This is a genomic window from Paenibacillus sp. FSL W8-0919 (genome assembly GCF_038003785.1).
GTDB lineage: Bacteria > Bacillota > Bacilli > Paenibacillales > Paenibacillaceae > Paenibacillus_AQ > Paenibacillus_AQ lactis.
Genome location: NZ_JBBOPV010000001.1, coordinates 5,589,769 through 5,613,426 on the forward strand (window position 1 = coordinate 5,589,769; position 23,658 = coordinate 5,613,426).

Consider the following 23,658-nt stretch of genomic DNA (forward strand, 5'->3'; position numbering starts at 1 on the left):
GGCCAAACGATTTATACCTCATTTTCTTCCAAAAACTTAATATCGAAATCGCCTTTGATAAAGGTTGGATGGTTCATCAGTTTTTGGTGGAACGGAATGGTGGAATAAATGCCTTCAATCTCGAATTCGGAAAGCGCGCGCTTCATCTTCGCAATCGCTTCGTTTCGAGTCGGCGCCCATACGATCAGCTTCGCGATCATGGAATCGTAATACGGCGAAATGGTATAGCCCGGATAAGCCGCGCTGTCCACGCGCACGCCAGGTCCTCCCGGCGGAAGGTAGAATTGAATCGTACCCGGTGCCGGCATAAAGCCTTTGTCAGGATTCTCGGCATTGATCCGGCATTCGATCGACCATCCGTTGATGACGATATCCTCTTGGGTGAAGCTGAGCGGATTCCCTTCAGCAACCGAGATCATCTCCTGAATCAAGTCAACTCCGGTTACCATCTCGGTTACCGGATGCTCCACCTGGATCCGCGTATTCATTTCCATGAAATAGAACTGCCCGTCCGGACCGAGCAAGAACTCCAGCGTACCCGCTCCGGAGTATTGGACCGCCTTGGCTGCGCGCACGGCGGCTTCTCCCATCCGGGTACGTACTTCTTCCGTAATCACCGGACAAGGCGCTTCCTCAACGAGCTTCTGTCTCCGGCGCTGAACGGAACAATCGCGCTCTCCGAGATGGACCGCGTTCCCGTGCTTGTCCGCAATAATTTGGATTTCGACGTGCTTCATTCCCGTCAAATATTTCTCCAGGTAAACGCCGGCATTGCCGAAGGCTTTCTGCGCTTCCTGCTGGGCCGTCGTAATCTGCTTAATCAGCGCTTCCTCGTCCTCGGCGATCCGGATGCCCTTGCCTCCGCCGCCTGCGGTGGCTTTGATAATAACAGGATAGCCGATATCGCGGGCCAGCATAATCGCTTCGTTCAAATCCTCGATCAGCCCGTCTGAGCCAGGGATAACCGGTACGCCGGCATCCTTCATCGTCTGCTTGGCAACCGCCTTGTCACCCATGCGGTTAATGGCATCGGCAGACGGACCGATAAAGGTGATGTTGCAGGATTCGCAGATTTCGGCGAAGTCGGCATTCTCGGCAAGGAAGCCGTATCCCGGATGGATGGCATCGCATTCGGTCAATGTCGCCACGCTCATAATATTCGTAAAGTTCAGATAGCTGTCCTTCGATAACGTCGGACCGATGCAGTAAGCTTCATCGGCAAGGCGAACATGCAGAGAGTCCCTATCAGGCTCGGAATATACCGCAACCGTCGAGATGCCAAGCTCCCGGCATGCGCGGATGATGCGGACTGCAATTTCGCCGCGGTTCGCGATTAAGACTTTTTGAAATGTCATGAAGTAACCTCCTTCGGACTCATAAGACTCCCGCTCATGGCGAGTACAGCGTGCACTACTCCGGCTTCACCAGGAACAGTGGCTGCCCGAACTCGACCAGCTGGCCGTTCTCGACGAGGACTTCGACGATCTCCCCTTTAACCTCGGCCTCCAGCTCGTTCATCAGCTTCATCGCCTCAATGATGCAGACCGTTGTCTTCTCGGTTACCTTGTCCCCGGGGCTGACGAAAGAAGGCGCTTCAGGGGAAGGGGCGCGATAGAAGGTCCCTACCATCGGTGATACGATCTTATGTAATGAGCTGTTAACCTCCGCTGCTTCCTGTGGCGCTGCCGCGGCAGGAGCCTGGTTGACCGTGGCCTGCTGCTGTACAGCTTGCGGTGCCATGGCTTGAGGCGCAGGAATGTAGGCTTGCGGCGCTACTTGCTGAATAACGGCTTCGGCAGGGTTCGGCTTCTTAATGGACAAACGCGTGCCTTCATTTTCAATTTCCAATTCATGTACGGATGTTTCATCCACCAGCTTAATAAGCTCTTTAATCTCGTTTAATTTAAACATGATCAGTCGTTCACTCCTTCACTTTCTGTAGAAGCCCTGATTCGGACAGTCAGTCGATAGCTTAGAGTATTATATCACAATCGAGCGAAATAGAAAGAGTCCAGGGAAATCCCGGACTCCGCAATGTTTATCGTATAAAGGTGATTTATGTTGAAAAACAGCGGATGCTTTTACGGGGCAACATATTGAACCGTAACCTTATCCTGCGTTACTTTCAGCTCTTTCATGACGAGACCGACGATATCGGCGGCGCCTTTGGCGTCAAGCTTGTCGCTGAGCACGACGACATTGTATTTCTCGCTCTCTTCTTTAACGACGGCATTGCCGAATTGCTGCTGCAGCTGCGCCTCGATGTTGAGAATGATCTCCTCTTTTTCCTCCGCTTCTTTCAATTGCTCGGAAGCCTGTGCCGTCTCCTCCGGCTTGCTCTCATGGTTGTCGATCTTCGAAATCAAATCGTCATATAATTTCATGTTCTTCTGTTCCCGGTCCAGCTTATAGGCATCCAGCTGAGCTCGCGCCGAGGAGGCTTGGGCCGCTACTTCCTCCAGCACCTCCTGCTCGGTTTTGCCCCCTTGCGTGCTGCTTGTTTCCGCAGGCGCCTGTTCACCCTCTTTGGTCTCCGTTACCTTAGGCTCTTCCGCGCTGTCCTTGGTTCCGGCTTGCTCCTGCTCTCCTTGCTTGCCTTGCTCTCCTTCTTTGCTAGGCTCTCCTTCTTTGCCTTGATCTCCCTGTGCCGCTTTAGCCGGATCTTCGCTGCCGGTCTGTGCTCCAGTGTCCGTGCTCTCGGCATTCTGCTCGTTCGCGCCGGAATCTCCGTCGGTTCCTTCCTCGATCACTTCGTTAACAACCAGCTCGTCGCTTGTGCCGTTTGCGCCTTGGCCGGCTGCAGGCTTCTGGCCGTCAACCTGCGTGCTTTCGGCGACAGGCGGCGCTTTCGTGCTGGATTCATCCGTGAACAGATAGTACGCTGACAGGATCACCATTAAACTCAGCATCGAAACCAACCATATGGTTTGTCTTTTGTTATTCATTTGAACGTATCCTCCTTTGGAATAAAAAGCCTTGGTTTTGAGCCTCGTATGAGTTGCTCATTCGGGCGGTAAAACACTGCTACTGCTTTCGCGGGACAACCGATATGCGGTGGGACGGTACATTCAGCCCCCGCTGGATGGCATCCACGATCAAGTTCTTGACGATCTCGTTCTCTGCTCCCTTGGCTACGACGAGCACGCCCCGAACCTGCGGTTTAATCCGCTTAGTGACGATCGGCGTCTCTTTACCGGATGAATCATAAGTCACGATCTGCCCGTCGCGCTGATAGCTCGTGACATGGCGCCTGCCGCCGTTGGCATCGGTCTCCTCGGTCAGCTCCTGGGTGTCCTTGATGTCCTTCTGAACGACAAGCTCCTCCGTGGATTCCACGGTGACCATCACATCCACGGCACCAACCCCAACGATTTGCTCCAGCATCGTCCGCGTCCGCATCTCGAAATCCTGCTCGATGCTCTCAAACTCGCTGCTTCCGCCGGCGGGCTCGCTGCCCTGTCCGGTCGATACGGCCGCGGATTCCGGCGGCTCGCGGCCGATATTTTCATGATCCAGCTTCTTTACATTGACGAAGGAGTTGAACAGCATGATTGCGACGCCGATGAGACCGAGTATAATCAGCCAGCGGAAGGTCTGCATTTTTTTGGCTCCGCCGGCGCCGCCGCCAAGCCACTGTTCAAGCCGCTTCAGCCATTTTCCCATCATCCTCACCTCCGTTATAACTTTTTGTCATCCTGCCCATGCTCCGGCAAATGTATCGTAATCAGATCCGGGTTAAGATCCCATCTCTGGCTGATGTATTTGACGATCTGTTCCTCTCGTGCTTTGTAATCTTTGCTTACTGCCTCGCGACCTTGAGACGGCGCTTGACTGCCATTGTTATCCGTTGTGCCGGACTCTAAATTTACTTCAATCGATTCGACAGGGGTTATCCCAATCGGCTCTTTCGCCCCGGAGCCCTCTTCGGAAACGGCAGCATCGGATGGTCCGCTTAGCTTCACATCCACGGAGCGGATATCCGCTCCCGTATACGAGTCGTCCTCCGCCCGGGTTGCTGCCAGCACGACCTCAACCTCTTGCACCGCTTCTCCCGTCTCGGCTGCGATTTCCTCTTTCATGACGCGGGCAAGCTCGCTGCCGGCCCACTCCAGGCTCTGGCTCTGCTGCACATCCTTCAGCTTCTCGGCTTGGGCCAGAATGGATTCCAGCTGCATCTCCTGCGGGAGCCCTTTTTCCTGCCGCTCCAGTTCCTGGGCCAGCCGTTGTTCCGGCGGGTCTGTCAGCAAGCGGATGATCGGGCTGAGCAGCGTAAGTAGGATGATCAGGCTCAGAACCAGTCGCGCGTATCTCTCGAGTGCTTTCCCCGGAAGAATCAGGTCTACGAAAGCGGCGAAGAGCACGACCATGATGACATTTTTGAGCCAATCCGAAAGCCAGTCCATCGATCATCCCCCCTTACCTTGGCCGGCAAGCCCGTCGTCACCGCATCATGACCGTTATATTGCCTGCGGTAAGCAGAATCGTAATCGCCAGGAAAAACATCATGCTCACGGCAGCCAGTGCGGCGAATACGTACAGCAGCGTCTTGCCGATCGCCTGCAGGCAGGTTGTGATCGGCGTGTCGCCCAGCGGCTGCATGACGGCTGCCGCCAGATTGTAGATCAGGGCAAGGGTCAAAATCTTGATCGCCGGAAATGCGCAGAGAAACAAGATGATGATGACCCCTGCCAGACCGATTGAATTTTTAACGAGCAGCGATGCCGAGATTACGGTATCTGTCGCATCCGCGAACATTTTTCCCACCACCGGAACGAAGTTGCCGGTTACGTACTTGGCCGTTCGGATCGTGACCCCGTCCGTCACGGAGCTCGTGATGCCCTGCACCGAGATGACGCCGAGGAAGACGGTCAGCATGACGCCCAGGAAGCCCATCGCGATGCCCCGGAGCAGATTGCCAAGCTGGGTCAGCTTGTACTTTACGGACAGCGAGCTGACCAAGTGCAGAAGTGCCGAGAAGAAGAGCAGCGGAAATACGATCGTTCTAATCAAGGTTCCCACCGTATGTACCATGAAGATCACCAAGGGATGCGCGACCGAGACGGTCACCACATTGCCCATCGATGCCATGAGGGCAAAGAGCAGCGGCAGCATCGCCATCATGAAGTCGATCATGCCGGTGATCGCGTCTTTGGCGTAGCCGATCGCGACGCTGAAGCTGTTGACCGCAATGACCAGCACAACCATGTAGCAGATCGTGTACGCTACCCGGCTCACGGTGCCCTTCTCAAAGGCCGTCTGCAAGTTTTCCAGGATCAAGCTCATGATACTCAGCATGATGATCGTTACTAGCAGCTTTCCGTTATACAGCACCTCGTGCCAGAGATACTTTCCAAGGCCGGACATGATGCCTTTAAAGCTGAAGCCATCGCCGCCCGGAAGAAGCATTTCCATCAGGGACGGCGTCCTGCCCTCGGGAAAGAATCCGCCGTAATCCTTCATCAATTGCTCCCAATATTTCTCCACCTGCTCGGTCGGAAGCTGCTCCGTTTGCTCCGTTACCAAGTCCCCGGCAGGATTTTCGGCAGCGGCTGCAGGGGCGATGCTTATGAACATGCCGGACACCAGCAGCATGAGCTGCATTACGATCAGCCTGTATAAACCGGTTCTCCTCGATGATCCTGCATGTGCCACGCCCCTCCCTCCTTAATCATGCCGGGAGGAGCTTCAGGACCGTCTCGATGATGATCCCGATAATCGGTACAGCGAGTACCAATATGAGCACTTTTCCCGCCAGTTCTATTTTGGAAGCGATCGATTCCTGACCGGCATCCCTTACGATTTGCGCCCCCATTTCAGCGATGTAGGCTATCCCGATAATCTTCAGCACCGTTTTGAGATAGATCATCTGGACGCCGGAGTTCTCGGCCAAATCCTCCAGCATCCGGATCACGTCGCCGATCTTTCCGATCAGGAACAGGAAGATCATGACGGAGGTCGCCACGGCGAGTAGGAAGGCAAATAACGGCTTCTGGTCCTTGACGACCAGAATCAGTACGGTAGCGATAAGACCGAGGCCTACCACCTGGATAATTTCCATAAAGGTCCACCTACTGGAATAGAAAAATACTTTTGATTTCCTTAAGCAGATCATCGAGCAGCCTTACGACCATAAACAGCACCACCACAAAACCGATGAGAGTCACCCAGTGTGCCATATCCTCTTTGCCCATCTGTTTCAGGACCGTATGAATCATGGCGATGATGATGCCGATCCCGGCGATCTGGAAGATGGCGTTGACTTCAATGTTCATTTCCTTGGCACCTCGCTAAAAGATCAAAATGACGATCAATGCTCCAATTAACAGCCCCAGACTTTTGCTCATCTTTTCATATTTCGCCTGGTCATCCCTTGCCGCCTCTTCTTCATGCTTCAGCTGCTGGGCGGCCAGCGCAATATGCTTCATCTGGTCCTGCCTGTCACTGGTGCCAAGTACGCCGCCGAGCTGTTCCATCACTTCCCTCTCGGCGTTTTTCATGGAAGTCCGCTTCCAGTAATCCTCCAGAGCCTTGCGTATGCTGTCCTCTGCCGATAAGCCATAATCCGGCCTCATATACTGCGCGGCTTGGGCGAACAAGGATTTCAGTGGATCCCGGAGAGAGGCGCTGATTCGTTCCAGTGCATCCGGAAGCGGCGTAAAGCCATAGCTGATCTCGGTTTCAAGCCGCTGGAGCGCCAGTATCAGCTCCCGCAGCTGCCTTGGTCTGACCGCAAACTGCTGGGCCTGATAGAAGCCTGCGAGCGTTCCTGCACCAATGACGAGCAAAGCACCTACCAGTTTAAGCATAGGCATCACCGCCAGGCGGACCGCTGGGAGCGGACTGAAGCGTTCGCTGCCCTCCGTCATAAAGCTTGAACGACCTTGCATCCCCGGTGCGGCTGAGAACCGCGTACATTTCAAACATTCGATTCTCGATCAGTCCCGACAGAGCAGGACGTCCCCGCATGTCCTGGACGGAAGAGCCGTGAGCCGTGGCGATGACGCTTATGCCGGCATGGAGCGCCTCAACAACTGCCTCCGCATCCTCGGCCCGGCCGATCTCGTCCACAATGAGAACGTCCGGCGACATGGACCTGATCATCATCATCATGCCCTCTGCTTTGGGGCAACCGTCCAGCACGTCCGTCCTGGGACCGACATCGAACCCGGGAACCCCCCGCTGGCAGCCGGCGATTTCGGAGCGTTCGTCCACAATGCCCACTTTCATGCCAGGCCATCGAACGGTCCCTGCCCCCCACTGGCCATAGCTGATTTGCCGGGCCAGATCCCGAAGCAGCGTCGTCTTTCCATGCTGAGGAGGAGAAAGAATCAGAGTATGCATGACACGCTTGCGTTTGCGGTCCAGCAAATGCGGAAGCATCTCGTCGGCCGCCCCGCGGATCTCTTTGGCAATCCGAACATTAAAGCCGCTGATATCCCGGATATGCTCCACTTTCCCTCCGCTGAGAACCGTCCGCCCCGCCAGCCCGACCCGGTGCCCGCCGGGGATCGTTATGAATCCTTTCCGCAGCTCCTCTTCCATCGTGTAAAGGGAATGATTACTGATCAGATCCAGCAGCCTGTGTGTATCCTCCCGTGTCGGCTTGTACGCCTCCTCCGGCCGCAGCGTCAATCCGCCGTTTCGATCCAGGAAGTGGTATCTGCCCTGCGAATTGATTTCGAGGGGACGCTCTTCCCGGATTCGCACCTCCTCCACATGCTCCAGCAGCTCACTCGGCAGGTTCAGCAGCATTCGTTTGACGGATTCGGGAAACAGCCCCAGCCAATTCAGTGTCATATCAATTTCCCCCAAGTTGTCCTTTTTTGAAAATCTGCCTTCTGTTAAAAAGATTTCTTATCCCATGTGTATGCTTGTACCCTGCATTTATGACGGGAATCTATCATTTTTTTAAGATTCCGTATAAGAGGCAGGCAACCCCGCACAATATCCAGCCGATCTTCCCCCATGACAGCTTATCCGCCATACCTACAAGCCCGATGGTCGTGGTTAGGATCAGAATGAGCGGGCCGGTAAACGCTAGCGCGGAATTGACGGCGAGCGCTTTATCTACTTGATTCAGCCGCAGCATGACAATCGCAGCAACGATCTCGAGGCTGCCCGAGAACAGCCGAAGCGTTGCCATGCTGGCGACGAACTTGTCCAACATGAAGTTCTCCCTCCTTCTTCCATTGCGTGATGATTAAAAATATGCATTCATCCCCGAATTTATCTCTATTTTTTTATTTCATAGACACGAATCTCACAACAAAAAAAAGACTGCCCCCGGGCATTTGCCCTTGAGACAGTCTTTGCTCTATGAACCGAACTAGAATGATATGAACTTAGCGGCGAACCTGCGGGCCTCCGACGCTTGCCTGCTGGTCGGTGTCCAGTCCATACGCCGTATGAAGTGCTTGAACGACGCCTTCGAGATTGCTTCCGTCAATCACGCAGGATACTTTGATCTCGGAGGTGCTGACCATCTTAATGCTGACCCCTTGACGGGAGATCACGTCGAACATTTGGGCGGCAACGCCAGGGTGGCTTACCATGCCCGCGCCGACGATCGATACCTTCACCAGATTGTCCTCGGAGGTTACGTCGCGGTACGGAAGCTCGCCACGGATCCGTTCGATGACGGACAAAGCACGCTCCCGGTCATGCAGGGATACGGTGAAGGAAAAGTCTGCTTCCCCGTTTTGGACACCGCTTTGTACGATGATATCCACGTCGATCCCTTCTTTGGCCAGTTCGCCGAACACCTGCGCCAGAATGCCAGGGGTATCGGCAACACCCATAATGCTGATTCTGGCAACGTTCTTGTCGAATGCGATACCGCTGACCACTACACCTTGTTCCATGCTCGTTTCCTCCTTAACAACCGTTCCCTCGTTATGATTAAAGCTTGATCTAACAACAAGCTTCACTTGATTGTGTTTGGCGTATTCAACTGCTCGGGGATGAAGCACCGCTGCCCCAAGGTTCGCCAGCTCCAGCATTTCATCGTATGAAATCTCAGGGAGCTTCCGTGCGCATTTTACTACGCGCGGATCGGTAGAGTATACCCCGTCCACATCCGTATAGATTTCACACACATCGGCCGAAATCGCTGCAGCCAGCGCCACCGCGGTCGTATCCGAGCCTCCGCGGCCGAGGGTCGTGATTTCGCCTTCTTCCGACATCCCCTGGAAGCCGGCAACGATGACAATATTTCCGTCATTCAGCGCCTTGTGCACGCGCTCCGGGGATATATCGGTAATACGGGCTTTGCCGTGGACGGCTTCCGTCCGGAATCCGGCCTGCCATCCCGTAAAGGATACAGCTTTGCGCCCTAGACTATGAATCGCCATCGAGAGAAGCGAGATCGAGATCTGCTCTCCGGTCGTTAACAGCATATCCATTTCCCGTGCGGGCGGGTTCTCGTTTAATAGTTTAGCTTGATCAATCAGATCGTCGGTGGTATCCCCCATCGCGGATACAACAACAACGCACTGATGGCCTTCATCCTGTTTCTCTACAATTCGTCCGGCCACGCGCTTCATGCGTTCTGTATCGCCTACAGAGCTGCCTCCGAATTTCATAACGTACAATGACAATGCCTCTTTCACTCCCCACATGATAATCAGTATGTACCAGTGCATTGGTTCATGGTTTCTCACTTTAAAACAGTATAATACGAAAGTAACACCCTCCGTCAAGGCTTTCGTCTGAAAGAAATGCCGCTCTGAGCGCCCTTCAATCTAGAAAATATAAAAAACTCCCGTACTTGACGTACAGGAGTCGCGTTGCAACAGAAGATATTGGCAGAGGCGGGGCGATTAGATCGTTTCGCCTAATAAGCCAGCCTTATGCGCGGGAGATGTATTTTCCTTCACGGGTATCGATCAGAAGCACATCGCCTTCATTGATGAACAGCGGAACTTGCACATTGAGGCCTGTTTCCACCTTCGCATTTTTTGTAGCGCCTGTCGCTGTGTTGCCTTTAATTCCCGGCTCGGTTTCCACTACCTTCAGCTCGACGCTGTTCGGCAGGTTGATCCCGAGAATTTCTCCCTGATAGCTGATGATGTTAACATTCATGTTTTCCTTCAGGAAATTCAGTTCCCATTCCAGCTGCTCACTGGTCAAGCTGAACTGGTCATAGGTTTCGTTATCCATGAACACATGCTCCTGTCCGCTTGCATACAGGTACTGCACGCCGCGGTTGTCAATTTGCGCGCGTCCGATCGTTTCACCGGCACGGAATGTTTTCTCCACCGTGTTGCCGTTGCGCAAGTTCTTCAATTTGGAGCGTACGAATGCGGCGCCTTTACCTGGCTTAACATGCTGAAAATCCAAAACGGTAAAAATATCGCCATCCACTTCTACGGTTAATCCTGTTTTAAAATCATTGACTGAAATCACTGAATTTCCCTCCTAAAGGATACGGTTTGAATAATTCTTGTTCGTTGTTGCGGCCTTTCATTAGAGCACGGTGTAATCTTTGGACGAGCTTGTCAATATTTGAATACCCGTTTCCGTGATCACAATATCATCTTCAATACGGACACCGCCAAGACCCGGCAAGTAAATGCCCGGCTCCACGGTTACGACCATGCCCGGCTTCAGGATATCGTCGCTCGCCTTGGACAGTCGCGGCGATTCATGAACCTCCATGCCCAGTCCATGTCCCGTGCTATGCCCGAAATACTCGCCATATCCGTACCGGGTGATGATGTCGCGTGCCAGCGCATCGGCCTCGCGTCCAGTCATGCCTGGCTTGATATGCGCAAGCGCATGCAGCTGTGCTTCGAGCACGATGTCATAGATCTCCTTCAGCTTCGGATCCGGGCTGCCGAGGGCTACCGTCCGGGTCAGATCCGAGCAGTATCCATCCAGGAGTGCGCCGAAATCAAAGGTGACGAACTCATTGCCTTGAATCACCCGGTCGCTGGCAACGCCGTGCGGTAGCGCAGAACGTTCTCCGGAAGCGACGATGGTGTCGAAGGAGGAGGAAGTCGCGCCGCGGCTGCGCATGAACATTTCCATCTCCAGATCGATTTCGCGCTCGGTTTTGCCCGCTTGAAGCAATGTGAGCACATGGCTGAACGTTTCATCGGCCAAATCGGCAGCGCGCTGCATGATCTTCAATTCCTCGGCATCCTTGATGATACGGAGCTCCTCGACCAGACCCGATACCGGAACGAGGCTGATCGGTGCAAGCTGCTCCGTATAACCGGAATAAACCCCGTATGTAACATGGTCCTGCTCGAAACCGAGCGAGGCAATGCCTTCGGATTGAAGCAGTTCTTTTACGGTATCCATAACCTTCGCTCCGTGCTCAATGACCTTAAAGCCGGTCGCTTGCTGCGGAGCCTGTGTCATGTAACGGAAATCCGTCAGCAGATACGACTGTTCCTTCGTGATCAGCACATATCCTGCGGATCCCGTAAACCCTGTCAAATATCTGCGGTTGATCGGGCTACCGATCAGCATGGCCGACAAGCCTTTGGCCTCGAGCTTCTCGCGCAGTCCTGCTACTCGTTTGCTGCTCATTGTTCCATCTCCTCTCACCCATGCCGGGATCAAAGCGGGTATCCAAACGCCGCTATGCCTCCCTGGTCTCCAGAATTTGTAAAAGGGCTGACAAGCCCAGCGTGTAGCTGGCCGCGCCGAAGCCCGCGATTTGACCGGCAGCAACAGGCGCAATGACGGAAGTATGACGGAATTCTTCCCTAGCATGAATGTTCGAAAGATGAACCTCCACGGTGGGAATCCGCGCCGAGCTGACCGCATCGCGCACAGCATAGCTGTAATGCGTCAGCGCGCCCGGATTCAGCAGTATTCCATCCGCCTGCCCGATCGCTTCATGGATCCGGTCAATGATCGCACCCTCGTGGTTAGACTGAAAGAAGGTAATCCCGATCCCCGCAGCATCCGCTTGCTTGCGCAAATTATCCTCGATCGCCTGCAGGCTGAGCGAACCGTATATCCCCGGTTCCCGGAAGCCGAGCAGGTTTAAATTCGGTCCGTTTATCACCCATATGGTTTTCATAGGGTTTCCCACCTTTTCGTCAAATAACCAAGTGCTATTTTACCATAGGCGGTATCGGATTGAGAAGTTTATTGTTTTTAACCCGTAACCTGCTTCGGCTCGCGCATCCGTTCGTCGGTAAATTCCTGGGCAGCCGTGTAACCGATAAAGAGTCCCCATAATATAAAAATGCAAAACTCGGATATGTTCGTATCCCACGTCAGCTTTTTAACCGGAGCCGTAAACCGGAGCCAAGGGTTGAGGGCGATATAAAGCACGATCCACCAAATGACGCCGTAAATGATGCCGGGCCAGGGACCTTTGAGCTTGCGGAAAAGAAACACGTAAATCAGCGAAGCGATAACGGAGAACGCGATAAACGACAGCCAGCCCGCAATCTGCCCCGCCGCGGTGACGAGAAACTCATGCTTGAAGAAGGGCTCCATCAAGAAGCCGGGCACCACCCTCGTGAATTTCAGCGTATAAAAAATCCATCTTACTGCTCCCCAAATCAGCCCAGCGTAATACCCCAGCTCCAGGGCGTACAAAAACGGATTCGTCACCTTGTTCTCCTGTCGAAATTGACCTTCGGTCATGTTGAATCCTCCTTCGCTTGGTAGTCGATGCTCATCTTCCCTTCTTTAGCAGATAGTATGCTCCGCTTCCCACGGGTCAATCCAACTAGAAATTACTTTCAAAATTCGATACAATAGTTAATAGAACGAAAAACATGTCAGGGAGGGTGAACTGGTTGTCCCAAAAGTCAACCCCGATCAGCTATGGAGGCCAAGCTGTAATCGAAGGCGTTATGTTCGGCGGCAAGCATGTCAACGTAACGGCCGTTCGTCGCAAGAATAATGAGATCAAGTTTCTAGAGGTGCCTCGCGAGGATAAGGAATGGGTACGGAAGCTGCGGAAGGTTCCGCTTCTTCGCGGCATCGTCAGTCTGATAGATTCAACCATCAAGGGCTCGAAGCATCTGAACTACTCCGCAGATGCATTCGCTGACGACAGCCTGGATCCGGAGGAGCGTGAGAAGCAGAAGGAGAAGGAAGAATCCGGCTGGAGCCTAAGCATGATCATCGGCGTTGCCGCGGTCAGCGTGCTGTCCTTTATCGTCGGCAAGCTGCTCTTTACCCTCGTGCCGGTTTTTGTTGAGGATTTCTTATTCGGGAATACATTTGATAACTATATCGTGCATAACCTGATTGAAGGTATCATTAAATTGATCCTGCTTCTTGTCTATCTATGGGCGATCTCCCAAACGCCGGTCATCAAGCGGCTGTTCCAGTATCACGGCGCCGAGCATAAGGTGATCAGCGCATATGAGGCCGGTGAAGAGCTGACCGTCAAGAACGTGCAGAAGTATACAAGGCTGCATTACCGTTGCGGCAGCAGCTTCATGATGCTGACCATCGTGCTCGGTGTCGTTGTATATTCGGTTGTCCCATGGGATACGATGACAGAACGGATCATCCAGCGAATCGCTCTTCTTCCGGTCGTGCTCGGCATTTCCTTTGAGTTCCTGAAGCTTACCAATGCCATGCGAGATATTCCCGTTCTCCGTTTCCTCGGTTACCCGGGGTTGTGGCTGCAGCTGCTCACAACGAAGGAGCCGACGGATGACCAAGTCGAAGTATCCATCGCATCCTTTAACAGAATGCGTGAATTAGATGCCCAATACGAGAATGTTCCCGTGTCGCAAACTGTGACAGGAAGTGTGCTGGATCCCGCGAAAGGGTGATGAATCCATGAGAAGGCATGCGATCATTTTTTGGACGGCTATCGGGTTAGCCGCAGTAGGCGTTTTGGGCCTGCTGATTAGCCCGAGCACAAGGATGATGGTGCTGATTCCGGCCATCATCGTCGCAATCGTCTATGTGCTGTACAAGTTTCCGCCCCGCCGCTTTAACAAGCGTCCGAAGGTGAAGCCGTCCAAGCGAACCGCGGCCAAGCTGGCGCGCAAGAGCCAACCGACGAGAAAAACAAGCCCATCCGCAACACGCAAACAGTATCCGTTCCAGGTCATCGACGGTCAGAAGGGCAAGTCTGACCCTTCCGATGATCTACCGAAATATCACTAGAAGCAAAAGCGCAGATTTCAAGGCTTCAGCAGCCTCGGAATCTGCGCTTTATTGTTTACTTATTCACATCTGTTCGGGTTTCCATCTTGAGAAGAACTGCGTGCCTGCCGTCAAGCCCGAATTGTACAGGTTCATGCTCTCCTCCTTGGTCAGGTGAAAATGGGTCGTGCCGATGCCAAGGGTCGGGATTTTGATGGTGCGGCTGCGGTTTTGCTGCTCGATATACCGCTCATCATGCGCCGACAGCATCGTCTCGAACATCGCCGTCAGCATGCTGAAGGGACCGTCAATTTCATGCGGTGAATTGCTGTTCTTCCCCACCATTTGAAAGCCGAGCACCGGCAGAGGCTTCGGGCCTCCTTTCGATTCACGGTCAAACAGCCACAGCGGAAAATTGCTAAGCAGCCCCCCGTCCACGATATATACAAATTGTTCGGCGAACGATTTCCCTTTAGCTGCTCTGCCTATGAGCCGAAGAATGACCGGGTCGAAAAAATAGGGAATGCTGCAGCTCATCCGCACCGCTTTGGCGACGGGAAACGTTGCCGGATTAATGCCGTATTGGCGCAAATCGTCCGGCAGCACCAGCAGTCTGCCGTTCGTAATATCCGAAGCAACGATGTAGAGCTTACCGGCCGGAATATCGGAGAAGGTGAATATGCCTTTGTCCAGCAAAATTTTTCGGATCCAGTTCTCCAGCGCTTCCCCAGAATATAGCCCCTTCTTGATCAACACCCTCAAAGCCGGTCCGATGATCTTTGCATTGAACACCGGTGCGCGCTGGAGGAAGGTATGAAATGGAGTCTCCTCAATGATCTTCCGGATTTCATCCGCTCGGTACCCTGCTGCAAGCACGGACGCGACGATCGATCCGGAGGACGTTCCGGCAACGCGGCTAAATTCGATCCCCGCCAATTCGGCTGCTTTAACAGCGCCGGCGAGAGAGATGCCCTTGACCCCGCCGCCTTCAAAAACCGCATTGATCTGCATACAGAAAATCCCCCGCCTCACATGGTCTAATGACTATGTATGAGGGCGGGGGATGATTCATACCTGTAGGACGTGCGCCAAATCTTATTTATAATATGATTGCAATTGCTCTTTAAGACCTAACGGATTGCTCAAAATGTTCTCCGCACGGAAGAAGATGCTGCCTTTGATCTCAGAAAATCCTCGATTGTACTTCAGCTGATTGATAATTTCCGATGCGCTCTGCCATCCGACCTCGGACGTCCCGAGCTTGTATGGGGCATGGCCGATCAACAGATCGACGCCCGTGCCTTTTACCTCGTTCACCCACCAGTCCACCAGCTTATCGTAATCAACCGTTGAATTGCTCATGCTCCAATAGATCTGCGGGGCAACGTAATCGATCCAGCCATTCTGGATCCAGGCTCTAACATCGGCATACATGCTGTCGTAGGCGGTTACGCCCGCTTTCGTATCGGACCCTGTCTTGTCCACGGAGGCGTTCCTCCACACACCGAACGGGCTGATGCCGAACTCGACGCCCGGCTTGGACTCGTGTATCGATTGGCCTAAAGAAGCTACAAAATCATTGATGTTCGCCCGCCGCCAATCGCCGATGTTCGTATACGAACCATCATTATACAAGCGGTAAGCTGCGTCGTCTTTAAAGGTCGTATTGGACGGATAGAAGTAATCGTCCAGATGCACCCCATCGATATCATATTGATCTACAACCTCCATGATCGTGTCGATAATATGTTGGCGCGCATCCGGAATTCCCGGATTGATGTACAGCTGCTTGCCGGTGTTTACGATCCAGTCCGGATGCGCAAGGGCGACATGGGACGGATCCAGCGACGCGGTCAGCACGTCGGTGTTGGCCCGGAACGGGTTAAACCACGCGTGGAAGTCCATATTCCGTTTGTGCGTCTCTTCGACCATGAAAGCAACCGGATCATAGCCCGGGTCCGCCCCTTGTATCCCCGTCAGCACCTTTGACCAAGGAACGAGCTCCGATGGATACAGGGCATCCCCGGCCGGACGAACCTGAACGTATACGGTGTTGATGCCGACTTCCTGGAGAGAATCCAGGAGCGCGATGTATTCTGCTTTCTGCTGTTCGCTCGTGCTCTTAGGCGACGGCCAGTCGAGATTAAATACCGTCGAAATCCAAGCTCCTCTTACCTCTTCGACCGTAGAGACGGGCGGGGGGGTAACCTCGGAGCCCGAGAAGAGCGAAATCCGCTGCGCCGATTGGTTCCACTCTACCTTCAAGCCAAGATTTTCGCTGATGAATCGGAGGGGTACCATAACACGGCTCTGCTTGATCTGAACCGAAGCGTCCAGCGCAACCGCTGATCCGTTCACCAATGCGGAGGTTTTGCCCGAGGTCAACTGCAGGGTGTTGCCGTCTTTACGGATCGTTACCGTCCGTTTGGACTGTTCCCAGACGACCGAAGCGCCAAGTCCTTCGCTGATGACCCGGGTCGGAACCATTGTCACGTTCACTTTTGGCAGTATGTATGGGGATACGTCACTTTCCAGCTTCACGCCGTCCAGCTGTATGCTGATACCAGCCGACTTCGCCTGTGCTGTGGAGACTACCGACGGGAGACATAATAGCAGCATGATCAATACAAGTAACCATCGCCGAAGCTTCATTTCTATTAATCCTCCGAAAATATGAAATTTGCAGGTAATGCTAACCTATGAACCCAACATCTTCAATATGCCTACCCGTTTAAAAAGACATCTGTCACAAGCGGACAGATGCCCCATTACGATTCGCTAACCAGTTCGTTATGAATGTCCCGCAGCTCCTGCAGCCGGTTCTCGTCCCGCTTGAAATACTCAACCAGCGTTTCGATACGCGTAATGGAATCCCAGCTTAAATGATGCTCGATTCCTTCAACATCCCTATAGATATTTTCATCCTGAACACCGATCATTTCGAGGAATTCCTCGAGCAGATGGTGGCGCTCCATGAGCCGCTTGCCCATCTTCTTCCCTTTGCTGGTCAGTACCAAGCCGCGATATTTTTCATATATCAAATATTCGTCTTTGTCCAGCTTCTGAATCATTTTCGTGACGGATGAGGGGTGAACCTCCAAGCCTTCGGCAATATCCGAAACGCGCGCATATCCCTTCTCGTCAATCAGTTTGTAGATGCGCTCCAAATAATCCTCCATGCTAGGTGTCGGCATCTTCTTCCCTCTCTCTTCTATAATTACATAACCTGTACCAAAACCTCAATTTACCTGCTCTTGTAATGATACATGTTTTTTAGACCTGTTGGCAAGTCCTGGCCCCCTGAATATCCCATCATTTACCAATATCCAAGAGCCTGGAGCCAAAAGGAGCCAAGCAGCATCAAAATTTCAGCCATTCAGGCGTAATGCCCTGCAGCCAAATTGTGATTTTGTACATTTGGTCCGTAAACAGCAGGATCCCCATCAGGATCATCAATATGCCGCCCACCTTCATCAAGATGCTGGAATACTTCAAAATCCACCGCGTCGATCCGATGAAAAAGGCCAGAATAAAAAACGGTACGGCAAAGCCCAGCGAGTAAGATGTGATCAGCGGAAACCATGTGCCGGGATCCGAAGCGGCAAGCGCGATAATCGCGGTCAGAATCGGTCCGACGCAAGGCGACCAGCCTGCGGCAAATCCGATTCCGAACAGAAAGGTTCCTATGTATCCGGTCGGCTTGGATTTAAAGTTGAATTTCCGGTCTTTCATCAAAAATCGGGGCTGGAAAATGCCGACCAGCATAAGCCCCATAACAATGATTAACAGCGCGGACAGCTGGCGGATCAGGTCCTGGTACTCCATGAAGAACTCCCCGAACAGCCCCGCTCCCCATCCAAGGGTGTAATAAACCGCCGAAAAACCAAGAATGAACGCAAGGGTATGCGTCATCGTCCGGAAGCGGACCTCCTTGCGGTTCTGCTCATTCTTCAAATCATTGACCGACATGCCGGTGATGATGGATAAATAAGACGGATATAACGGCAAGCAGCATGGGGATATAAAGGATGCGAATCCGGCTGCAAATGCGATGCCGACGTTAATATCAGCCATTGAATGTTAGACCTCCTTACGTCGTAAAACCCTTTTTGCCGACCAATGCGACGATGAGCAGGCCGATCAGCAGCAGTACAATCGTTGCTCCAGGCGCCAGGTTAAATACGCCGGCCAGCATCAAACCTCCGATGACGGCGATCTCCGAGATGACCACGGACAGAATGATCGAGCTCCGGAAGCTGCGTGCCAGAAGCAGGCTGATGGCAACCGGTATCGTCAGAAGCGCGGACACGAGCAGTGCGCCGACGATTTTGATCGCCGTGCTGACGACGAGCGCGGTCAATACCGTGATCACCATGTTCATCACTTTGACCGGCAGTCCGCTGACGCTGGCAGCGTCCTCCTCGAAGCTTAACAGGAAAAATTCCTTAAGCAGCAGGAAGACCACGGCAATGACGATAACGGTAACGCCGCCAACCATATATATATCCGTCGTATCCAAAGTGTAGATACTGCCGAACAGATAGCTCATGACATCCGTATTATAGCCCATTCCCAGCGTGAAGAACAGCGACGCGAGCGCTACGCCGCCTGACATGATGATCGCAATGGACAGCTCGGCATAGCTCTTGTACGCCTTTCGCAGCTTCTCAATCGCGAAGGATGCCGCAACCGCGAACACAAGCCCGGCAGCCAGCGGGTATACTTCAATCAGAAATCCGAGCGCAACGCCGGCAATCGTCACATGGGACAGCGTATCTCCGATCATGGACAGCCGGCGCAGCACAAGAAATATTCCGATGAGCGGTGCGGTGATGCCGATCAATATTCCCCCGACAAGCGCCCGCTGAAAAAAATCGCTTTGCAATATATCAAGCAATGACAACGTCTCCTTCTCTTGCATCCAATGAATTAATACCTAATTTAAACGAGAGAATGCTGAAGATCCTCGATCTCGCAGTTTTCGATCTCATGGGAATGCCGAACGAAAAACTGGATTTTTCCGTTATGCGATACCGGCGATTCTCCCAAATAATCCTTCACCATATCGAGATCATGCGTGACCATCAGAAAGGTCATGTGGTGATGCGCATGCATATGGGTGATCAAGTCGAAAAAACCGGCCTGCGTCTCGGCGTCGATTCCGATTGTCGGCTCGTCCAATATGAGGAGATCCGGACGGTTGATCAGCGCGCGCGCGAGAAACACGCGCTGCTGCTGGCCGCCGGACAATGCGCCGATCCGCTTATCCGCAATATCCTGAATCCGCATAACCTCCAGGGCATCCTCGCATTTGCGGTGATCCTCGCGGCTGATGCGGCGGAACATCTTCTTACGGTTATATAATCCCGAAAGAACGACTTCCCGGACGGTAGCGGGAAAGAGCGGATTGAACGCATTTTTCTGCGGCACATAGCCGATGCGCTCCCAATCCCGGAATTTGCGGATCGGCTGGCCGAACAGCTCGATCGAGCCCTCCGCAGCCGGCAGAAGCCCGACGATCATCCGCAGCAAGGTGGTCTTGCCCGCTCCGTTCGAGCCGACAATGCCTACAAAGTCCCGCTCTTTAATTGAGAAATTCAAGTCCTTAATCACCTTCTGATCCCGGTAATTAAAGGATACATTATCGATTTGTATAATCGTTTGGTGGCAATCCTGTGCTGCCGGTTCCATAACCTGGCCGCCTTTCTATCTTTAAATTTTGCTATCAAAATTTATGCAGCTTTTATACCCTGTAATGACAGGAAGAAGAGGGGACTTAGCTCCCCCCTTCTCTATTATTGTAAGGCCTTCTTTAGATTTTGCAAATTTTTCTCCATAATCGTGAAGTAGTTCTCTCCGTTCTCCGCCTGCTCCTTCGTCAATCCCTCTACCGGGTTTAGGACAAGCGTCTCTACACCGGCCTCATTTGCAAGGGTCTTGGCCAGCTTATCCGACACAAGCTCCTCGAAGAATACGTAACGGAGCCCCTTTTCATTTACCGTTTTCGTCAAATTCACGATATCCTGCGCGCGCGGCTCGGCATCAGGGGACAATCCCATGATCGCGTGCTGCGTAAGCCCGTAGTCCCGGCATAGATATCCGAATGCTTGATGGGAGACGACGATGTCTTTCTTCGGAAGGCCGGACAATTGTTCGGTAAAATCCTGATCGAGCTTAGCAAGCTTATCCTTCAGCGCTTCATAACGCTGTTCGTACTGCGCTTTATGTTCCGGATCCGCATCGACCAGGCTGTTCTTGATATTCTCGGCCATGATCAAGGCTGACTTCGGGCTCACCCATGTATGAGGATCGGTATGATGGCTGGTTCCTTCGGCTGTGCCCGACCCTGCGGCATGCTCTTCCGCTGCGGCCTCATCGTGACTGTGATCACGCTCTTCTTCTGCGGCCTCTCCGGCCGCTTCATGGCTGTGTTCATGTCCAGCCTCGTCACTGGCTCCATGATTATGGCCGTCATCTCCCTCGGCATCAATCAGTTGAATGCCTTGGCTTACCTCGACGGCCTTCACCTCGGAATCTTTATTCAGTCCCTTGAGAAATGAAGGAACCCAGCCTTCAAATCCGGCACCGTTATATAGAAACAACTGGGCCTTGGAGGCATTGACCATGTCCTGGCTTTTCGGCGTCCAATCATGCGGCTCGACTCCGGTCGGCAGCAGATTAACGACATTAACCTCTTCACCGCCAATTTCCTTCGTAAATTCATATATGGGATAGAAGGTCGTTATGACATTGATTTTCCCTTCCACAATGCTGCCGCCGGATTTGCTGCCGCAGCCTGACACGATTAGCAGTGCCGACAGCAATGCTGCCATTCCCCATGTCCACTTCGCTTTCTTGTTCCTGCTCATGATTCCCTCACCCGCTCCGTTCTATCTAATCGTAAACATTACTAACAAGATTATAAGAGAAGAAAAACGAGATTGTCAACTACATCGTAACCGTTACTATTAATTTTTTGCTCATATCGTTCCTTCCATAGAAAAAAGGCGTACCCGTTAACAGGGTACACCCTTCTAACCTTCTTCATTCAATTTCAAGCGCTAATTATTTGACGATTGCGCCATTCGGCATACTCTCCGGCACCGTTGCGAGCGTGAGCTGATCGCCTTTCGAGGCAGCCAGGATCATGCCCTGGGACAGCTCGCCTCTGAGCTTCACCGGCTTCAAATTCGTCACACAGATGACCTTCTGCCCCACCAGCTCCTCCGGCTTGTAAAACTTCGCGATTCCGGACACGACTTGACGCTGTTCAAAGCCCAGATCGAGCTGCAGCTTTAGCAGCTTGTCGGCCTTCTTCACCGGCTCGGCTGCTGTAACCTGGGCAACACGAAGCTCGACTTTGGCGAAATCCTCAATGCCGATTTCCTCCTTCAGCTCCGGTGCTTCCTCGGCATCCGCAGCCGAAGCCGCCGGCTGCGGATCGTTCTTGGCTTCCTCAGCAGCCTTTGCACCGCCCGTCATCGCTTCGGCGATATAAGCGACCTCCTGCTCCGGATCGAGGCGAGGGAAGATCGGGTCGCCCTTCTGAAGCTTCGTTCCCGCCGGTATCGCACCGAAGTCGCGGCCGCTATCCCACGTTGTCAGATCTCCTTCCGAGAGACCGAGCTGCTCCCAGATTTTCTTCGGCGTCCGGGTCAGGAACGGCTGCAGCAGGATCGAGGCAACACGCAGCGTCTCCACCAAATGGCTCATGACGGATGCAAGCTCTTCGCGTTTGCTCTCATCCTTGGCCAGTGCCCACGGCTGGGTCTCATCGATATATTTATTGCTGCGGCTGACGAACTGGCTAATTGCCGTTAGAGCTACGGAGAACTCCATATTCTCCATCGCGGTCTCGACCTTATCATAGACCGCCTTAGCAGCTTCCTCGATGGATGAATCGTAAGGGGTCACGCCTGCCTTGAAGGCGGGAACCTCACCGTCGAAATATTTATATACCATCGCCACGGTCCGATTCAGCAGATTGCCGAGGTCATTGGCCAGATCCGAGTTCACCCGCTCGACGAAGCTTTCCGGTGTGAATGTGCCGTCCGCTCCGAAAGGAACCTCCCGCAGCAAATAATAACGGAGCGAATCCAGACCGTAGCGGTCGATCATCGTAACCGGGTCGACCACATTGCCTTTGGATTTGGACATTTTGCCGTCCTTCATCAGCAGCCATCCGTGTGCGAACACTTTTTTCGGAAGCGGCAGATCCAGCGCCATGAGAATGATCGGCCAGTAGATCGTATGGAACCGGACGATCTCTTTGCTCATCAGATGTACATCCGCCGGCCAATACCGGTCAAACAGCGAGCTGTCCTCCGAGCCGTAGCCAAGCGCCGTGATATAATTCAGCAGCGCATCGATCCATACGTAGATCACATGCTTCGGATCGCTCTTGACCTTGACGCCCCATTCATAGGTTGTACGGGAGACGGCGAGGTCCTCAAGACCCGGCTTGATGAAGTTGTTGATCATTTCGTTCTTCCGGGATACCGGCTGAATGAAATCCGGGTGCTCCTCATAATACTGCAGGAGACGGTCCACGTATTTGCCCATCCGGAAGAAGTAGCTTTCCTCCTTCACGAGCTCAACCGGCCGGCCGCAATCCGGGCAGTTGCCGTTAACCAGCTGACGCTCCAGGAAGAACGATTCGCAAGGAGTACAATACCAGCCCTCGTACTCGCCTTTGTAAATGTCATCCTGCTTCAGCAGCCGCTCGAATACCTCTTGTACAACCGACGTATGGCGTTTCTCGGTTGTCCGGATGAAATCCTCATTCGAAATGTCAAGCTTCTTCCAGAGATCCTTAATGCCTGCCACGATGTCATCAACGAATTGCTGCGGCGTTTTGCCGGCTTCGGCCGCTTTCCGCTCGATCTTCTGACCATGCTCATCCGTGCCCGTCAAATAACGGACATCATATCCGCGCAGCCGCTTGTAGCGCGCCATCGCGTCGCCGGCCACCGTCGTGTACGCATGTCCGATGTGCAGCTTGTCGCTCGGATAGTAGATCGGGGTTGTAATGTAAAATGTCTTCTTGTCTGTCATTGTAATCCTTCCTTTGCCATGAAATGGAGATGCTCGAAACAACATAAAAAGCTCCCGTCCCAATGGGACGAGAGCTGATCTCACGTGTTACCACCCAATTTCCCCGCAACCCTTACAGGTTACAGGCTCATCTGCCGCTTCATTCGCGGACCGCCATTAACGCTGGCTCACGCCGCTCCTTTACGGCAGCCATCCTTGTTCAGCTGCACGCTCAAAAGCGGTTCCTCCAAGACCATTTTCCGAAATGCGCCAAGACCGGTTTGCAGCTTCCCCGGCTCTCTGGACAAGGCGACAGCTCTCGTACTTATCTCTTCATTGGAAATCATTATAAAAGGGTTGATCAAAAAGTCGTCTTTTGATCACGAAGTGAGACAAGAAGTAACTCGGCATCGATTCTTGAATTCAGCCGGGCCTTCCGGTGCTCACGTACCCAAAACGTACGCTCCGCTCCTCAGTCCCTAGCTTCATCCAGCCTTCTTGGTGCTGAAAATCCCACTTTTTGATCTCGATTAATAGGTTGTATCCATT

26 protein-coding genes are annotated in these 23,658 nt (G+C 53.0%); 2 read left to right on the plus strand and 24 right to left on the minus strand.

Annotated elements, in window-relative coordinates; translation table 11 throughout:
- Window positions 1-11: 11 nt before the first annotated feature.
- The 16 genes from accC to NST44_RS25480 form a co-directional block, all read right to left on the minus strand.
- Window positions 12-1,355 (minus strand): acetyl-CoA carboxylase biotin carboxylase subunit, encoded by a 1,344-nt coding sequence (accC, locus tag NST44_RS25405; protein ID WP_028403687.1) that lies wholly within the window; start codon window positions 1,353-1,355, stop codon window positions 12-14.
- A 55-nt stretch (window positions 1,356-1,410) separates the two neighbouring features.
- A complete protein-coding gene (gene accB / locus NST44_RS25410) occupies window positions 1,411-1,911 on the minus strand; it encodes an acetyl-CoA carboxylase biotin carboxyl carrier protein (protein ID WP_007129721.1) in 501 nt (166 codons plus the stop codon).
- Window positions 1,912-2,081: 170 nt separating this feature from the next.
- Entirely contained in the window at window positions 2,082-2,945 is an 864-nt protein-coding gene (locus tag NST44_RS25415) for a SpoIIIAH-like family protein (protein WP_251536890.1), read from the minus strand.
- Between the two features lie 79 nt (window positions 2,946-3,024).
- Window positions 3,025-3,663 carry a stage III sporulation protein AG gene (gene spoIIIAG, locus NST44_RS25420; protein ID WP_007129719.1) on the minus strand — a complete coding sequence of 213 codons (639 nt, stop codon included), beginning with the start codon at window positions 3,661-3,663 and terminating at the stop codon, window positions 3,025-3,027.
- A 14-nt stretch (window positions 3,664-3,677) separates the two neighbouring features.
- Window positions 3,678-4,403, minus strand: a complete 726-nt coding sequence (gene spoIIIAF, locus NST44_RS25425; RefSeq protein ID WP_340900951.1) for a stage III sporulation protein AF — start codon at window positions 4,401-4,403, stop codon at window positions 3,678-3,680.
- 37 nt (window positions 4,404-4,440) lie between these two features.
- On the minus strand, window positions 4,441-5,601 hold the full coding sequence (spoIIIAE, locus tag NST44_RS25430) for a stage III sporulation protein AE (RefSeq protein WP_050954025.1): 1,161 nt from the start codon (window positions 5,599-5,601) through the stop codon (window positions 4,441-4,443).
- A 67-nt stretch (window positions 5,602-5,668) separates the two neighbouring features.
- On the minus strand, window positions 5,669-6,058 hold the full coding sequence (gene spoIIIAD, locus NST44_RS25435; RefSeq protein ID WP_007129716.1) for a stage III sporulation protein AD: 390 nt from the start codon (window positions 6,056-6,058) through the stop codon (window positions 5,669-5,671).
- 10 nt (window positions 6,059-6,068) lie between these two features.
- Window positions 6,069-6,272, minus strand: a complete 204-nt coding sequence (spoIIIAC, locus tag NST44_RS25440; protein ID WP_007129715.1) for a stage III sporulation protein AC — start codon at window positions 6,270-6,272, stop codon at window positions 6,069-6,071.
- 15 nt (window positions 6,273-6,287) lie between these two features.
- Window positions 6,288-6,806 (minus strand): stage III sporulation protein SpoIIIAB, encoded by a 519-nt coding sequence (gene spoIIIAB, locus NST44_RS25445; RefSeq protein WP_007129714.1) that lies wholly within the window; start codon window positions 6,804-6,806, stop codon window positions 6,288-6,290.
- Window positions 6,799-7,797: a stage III sporulation protein AA gene (spoIIIAA, locus tag NST44_RS25450; protein WP_340900956.1), complete on the minus strand. Its 999-nt coding sequence runs from the start codon at window positions 7,795-7,797 to the stop codon at window positions 6,799-6,801. Before spoIIIAA ends, spoIIIAB begins: the two co-directional genes overlap by 8 nt.
- Window positions 7,798-7,900: 103 nt before the next feature.
- Complete coding sequence (locus NST44_RS25455; RefSeq protein ID WP_007129712.1) at window positions 7,901-8,167, minus strand: YqhV family protein; 267 nt, start codon at window positions 8,165-8,167, stop codon at window positions 7,901-7,903.
- 175 nt (window positions 8,168-8,342) lie between these two features.
- Entirely contained in the window at window positions 8,343-9,596 is a 1,254-nt protein-coding gene (locus NST44_RS25460) for an aspartate kinase (protein ID WP_028403693.1), read from the minus strand.
- Window positions 9,597-9,846: 250 nt separating this feature from the next.
- Window positions 9,847-10,404 (minus strand): elongation factor P, encoded by a 558-nt coding sequence (efp, locus tag NST44_RS25465; RefSeq protein WP_007129710.1) that lies wholly within the window; start codon window positions 10,402-10,404, stop codon window positions 9,847-9,849.
- 60 nt (window positions 10,405-10,464) lie between these two features.
- On the minus strand, window positions 10,465-11,535 hold the full coding sequence (locus NST44_RS25470; protein WP_007129709.1) for a M24 family metallopeptidase: 1,071 nt from the start codon (window positions 11,533-11,535) through the stop codon (window positions 10,465-10,467).
- A gap of 52 nt (window positions 11,536-11,587) precedes the next feature.
- Complete coding sequence (gene aroQ / locus NST44_RS25475) at window positions 11,588-12,034, minus strand: type II 3-dehydroquinate dehydratase (RefSeq protein WP_007129708.1); 447 nt, start codon at window positions 12,032-12,034, stop codon at window positions 11,588-11,590.
- 77 nt (window positions 12,035-12,111) lie between these two features.
- Complete coding sequence (locus NST44_RS25480; RefSeq protein ID WP_007129707.1) at window positions 12,112-12,609, minus strand: YqhR family membrane protein; 498 nt, start codon at window positions 12,607-12,609, stop codon at window positions 12,112-12,114.
- A 155-nt stretch (window positions 12,610-12,764) separates the two neighbouring features.
- Here NST44_RS25480 and NST44_RS25485 point away from each other — a divergent pair, with 155 nt between their 5' ends.
- On the plus strand, window positions 12,765-13,757 hold the full coding sequence (locus NST44_RS25485) for a DUF1385 domain-containing protein (protein WP_007129706.1): 993 nt from the start codon (window positions 12,765-12,767) through the stop codon (window positions 13,755-13,757).
- Between the two features lie 7 nt (window positions 13,758-13,764).
- Window positions 13,765-14,097 (plus strand): hypothetical protein, encoded by a 333-nt coding sequence (locus tag NST44_RS25490; protein ID WP_007129705.1) that lies wholly within the window; start codon window positions 13,765-13,767, stop codon window positions 14,095-14,097.
- A 63-nt stretch (window positions 14,098-14,160) separates the two neighbouring features.
- Here NST44_RS25490 and NST44_RS25495 read toward each other — a convergent pair whose 3' ends face one another.
- The 8 genes from NST44_RS25495 to metG all read right to left on the minus strand — a co-directional run bounded on the left by NST44_RS25495 (window position 14,161) and on the right by metG (window position 23,130).
- Window positions 14,161-15,087, minus strand: a complete 927-nt coding sequence (locus tag NST44_RS25495) for a patatin-like phospholipase family protein (protein WP_007129704.1) — start codon at window positions 15,085-15,087, stop codon at window positions 14,161-14,163.
- Between the two features lie 84 nt (window positions 15,088-15,171).
- Entirely contained in the window at window positions 15,172-16,728 is a 1,557-nt protein-coding gene (locus NST44_RS25500; RefSeq protein ID WP_007129703.1) for a family 10 glycosylhydrolase, read from the minus strand.
- 116 nt (window positions 16,729-16,844) lie between these two features.
- Window positions 16,845-17,270: a transcriptional regulator MntR gene (mntR, locus tag NST44_RS25505; RefSeq protein WP_007129702.1), complete on the minus strand. Its 426-nt coding sequence runs from the start codon at window positions 17,268-17,270 to the stop codon at window positions 16,845-16,847.
- Between the two features lie 166 nt (window positions 17,271-17,436).
- Window positions 17,437-18,150, minus strand: a complete 714-nt coding sequence (locus NST44_RS25510; protein ID WP_007129701.1) for a cytochrome c biogenesis CcdA family protein — start codon at window positions 18,148-18,150, stop codon at window positions 17,437-17,439.
- Window positions 18,151-18,166: 16 nt separating this feature from the next.
- Entirely contained in the window at window positions 18,167-18,997 is an 831-nt protein-coding gene (locus NST44_RS25515) for a metal ABC transporter permease (protein ID WP_186311071.1), read from the minus strand.
- A 20-nt stretch (window positions 18,998-19,017) separates the two neighbouring features.
- Window positions 19,018-19,767: a metal ABC transporter ATP-binding protein gene (locus NST44_RS25520; protein WP_007129699.1), complete on the minus strand. Its 750-nt coding sequence runs from the start codon at window positions 19,765-19,767 to the stop codon at window positions 19,018-19,020.
- Window positions 19,768-19,871: 104 nt separating this feature from the next.
- Window positions 19,872-20,945 carry a metal ABC transporter solute-binding protein, Zn/Mn family gene (locus NST44_RS25525; RefSeq protein ID WP_210094692.1) on the minus strand — a complete coding sequence of 358 codons (1,074 nt, stop codon included), beginning with the start codon at window positions 20,943-20,945 and terminating at the stop codon, window positions 19,872-19,874.
- Window positions 20,946-21,141: 196 nt separating this feature from the next.
- A complete protein-coding gene (gene metG / locus NST44_RS25530) occupies window positions 21,142-23,130 on the minus strand; it encodes a methionine--tRNA ligase (protein WP_210094693.1) in 1,989 nt (662 codons plus the stop codon).
- Window positions 23,131-23,658: the final 528 nt, after the last annotated feature.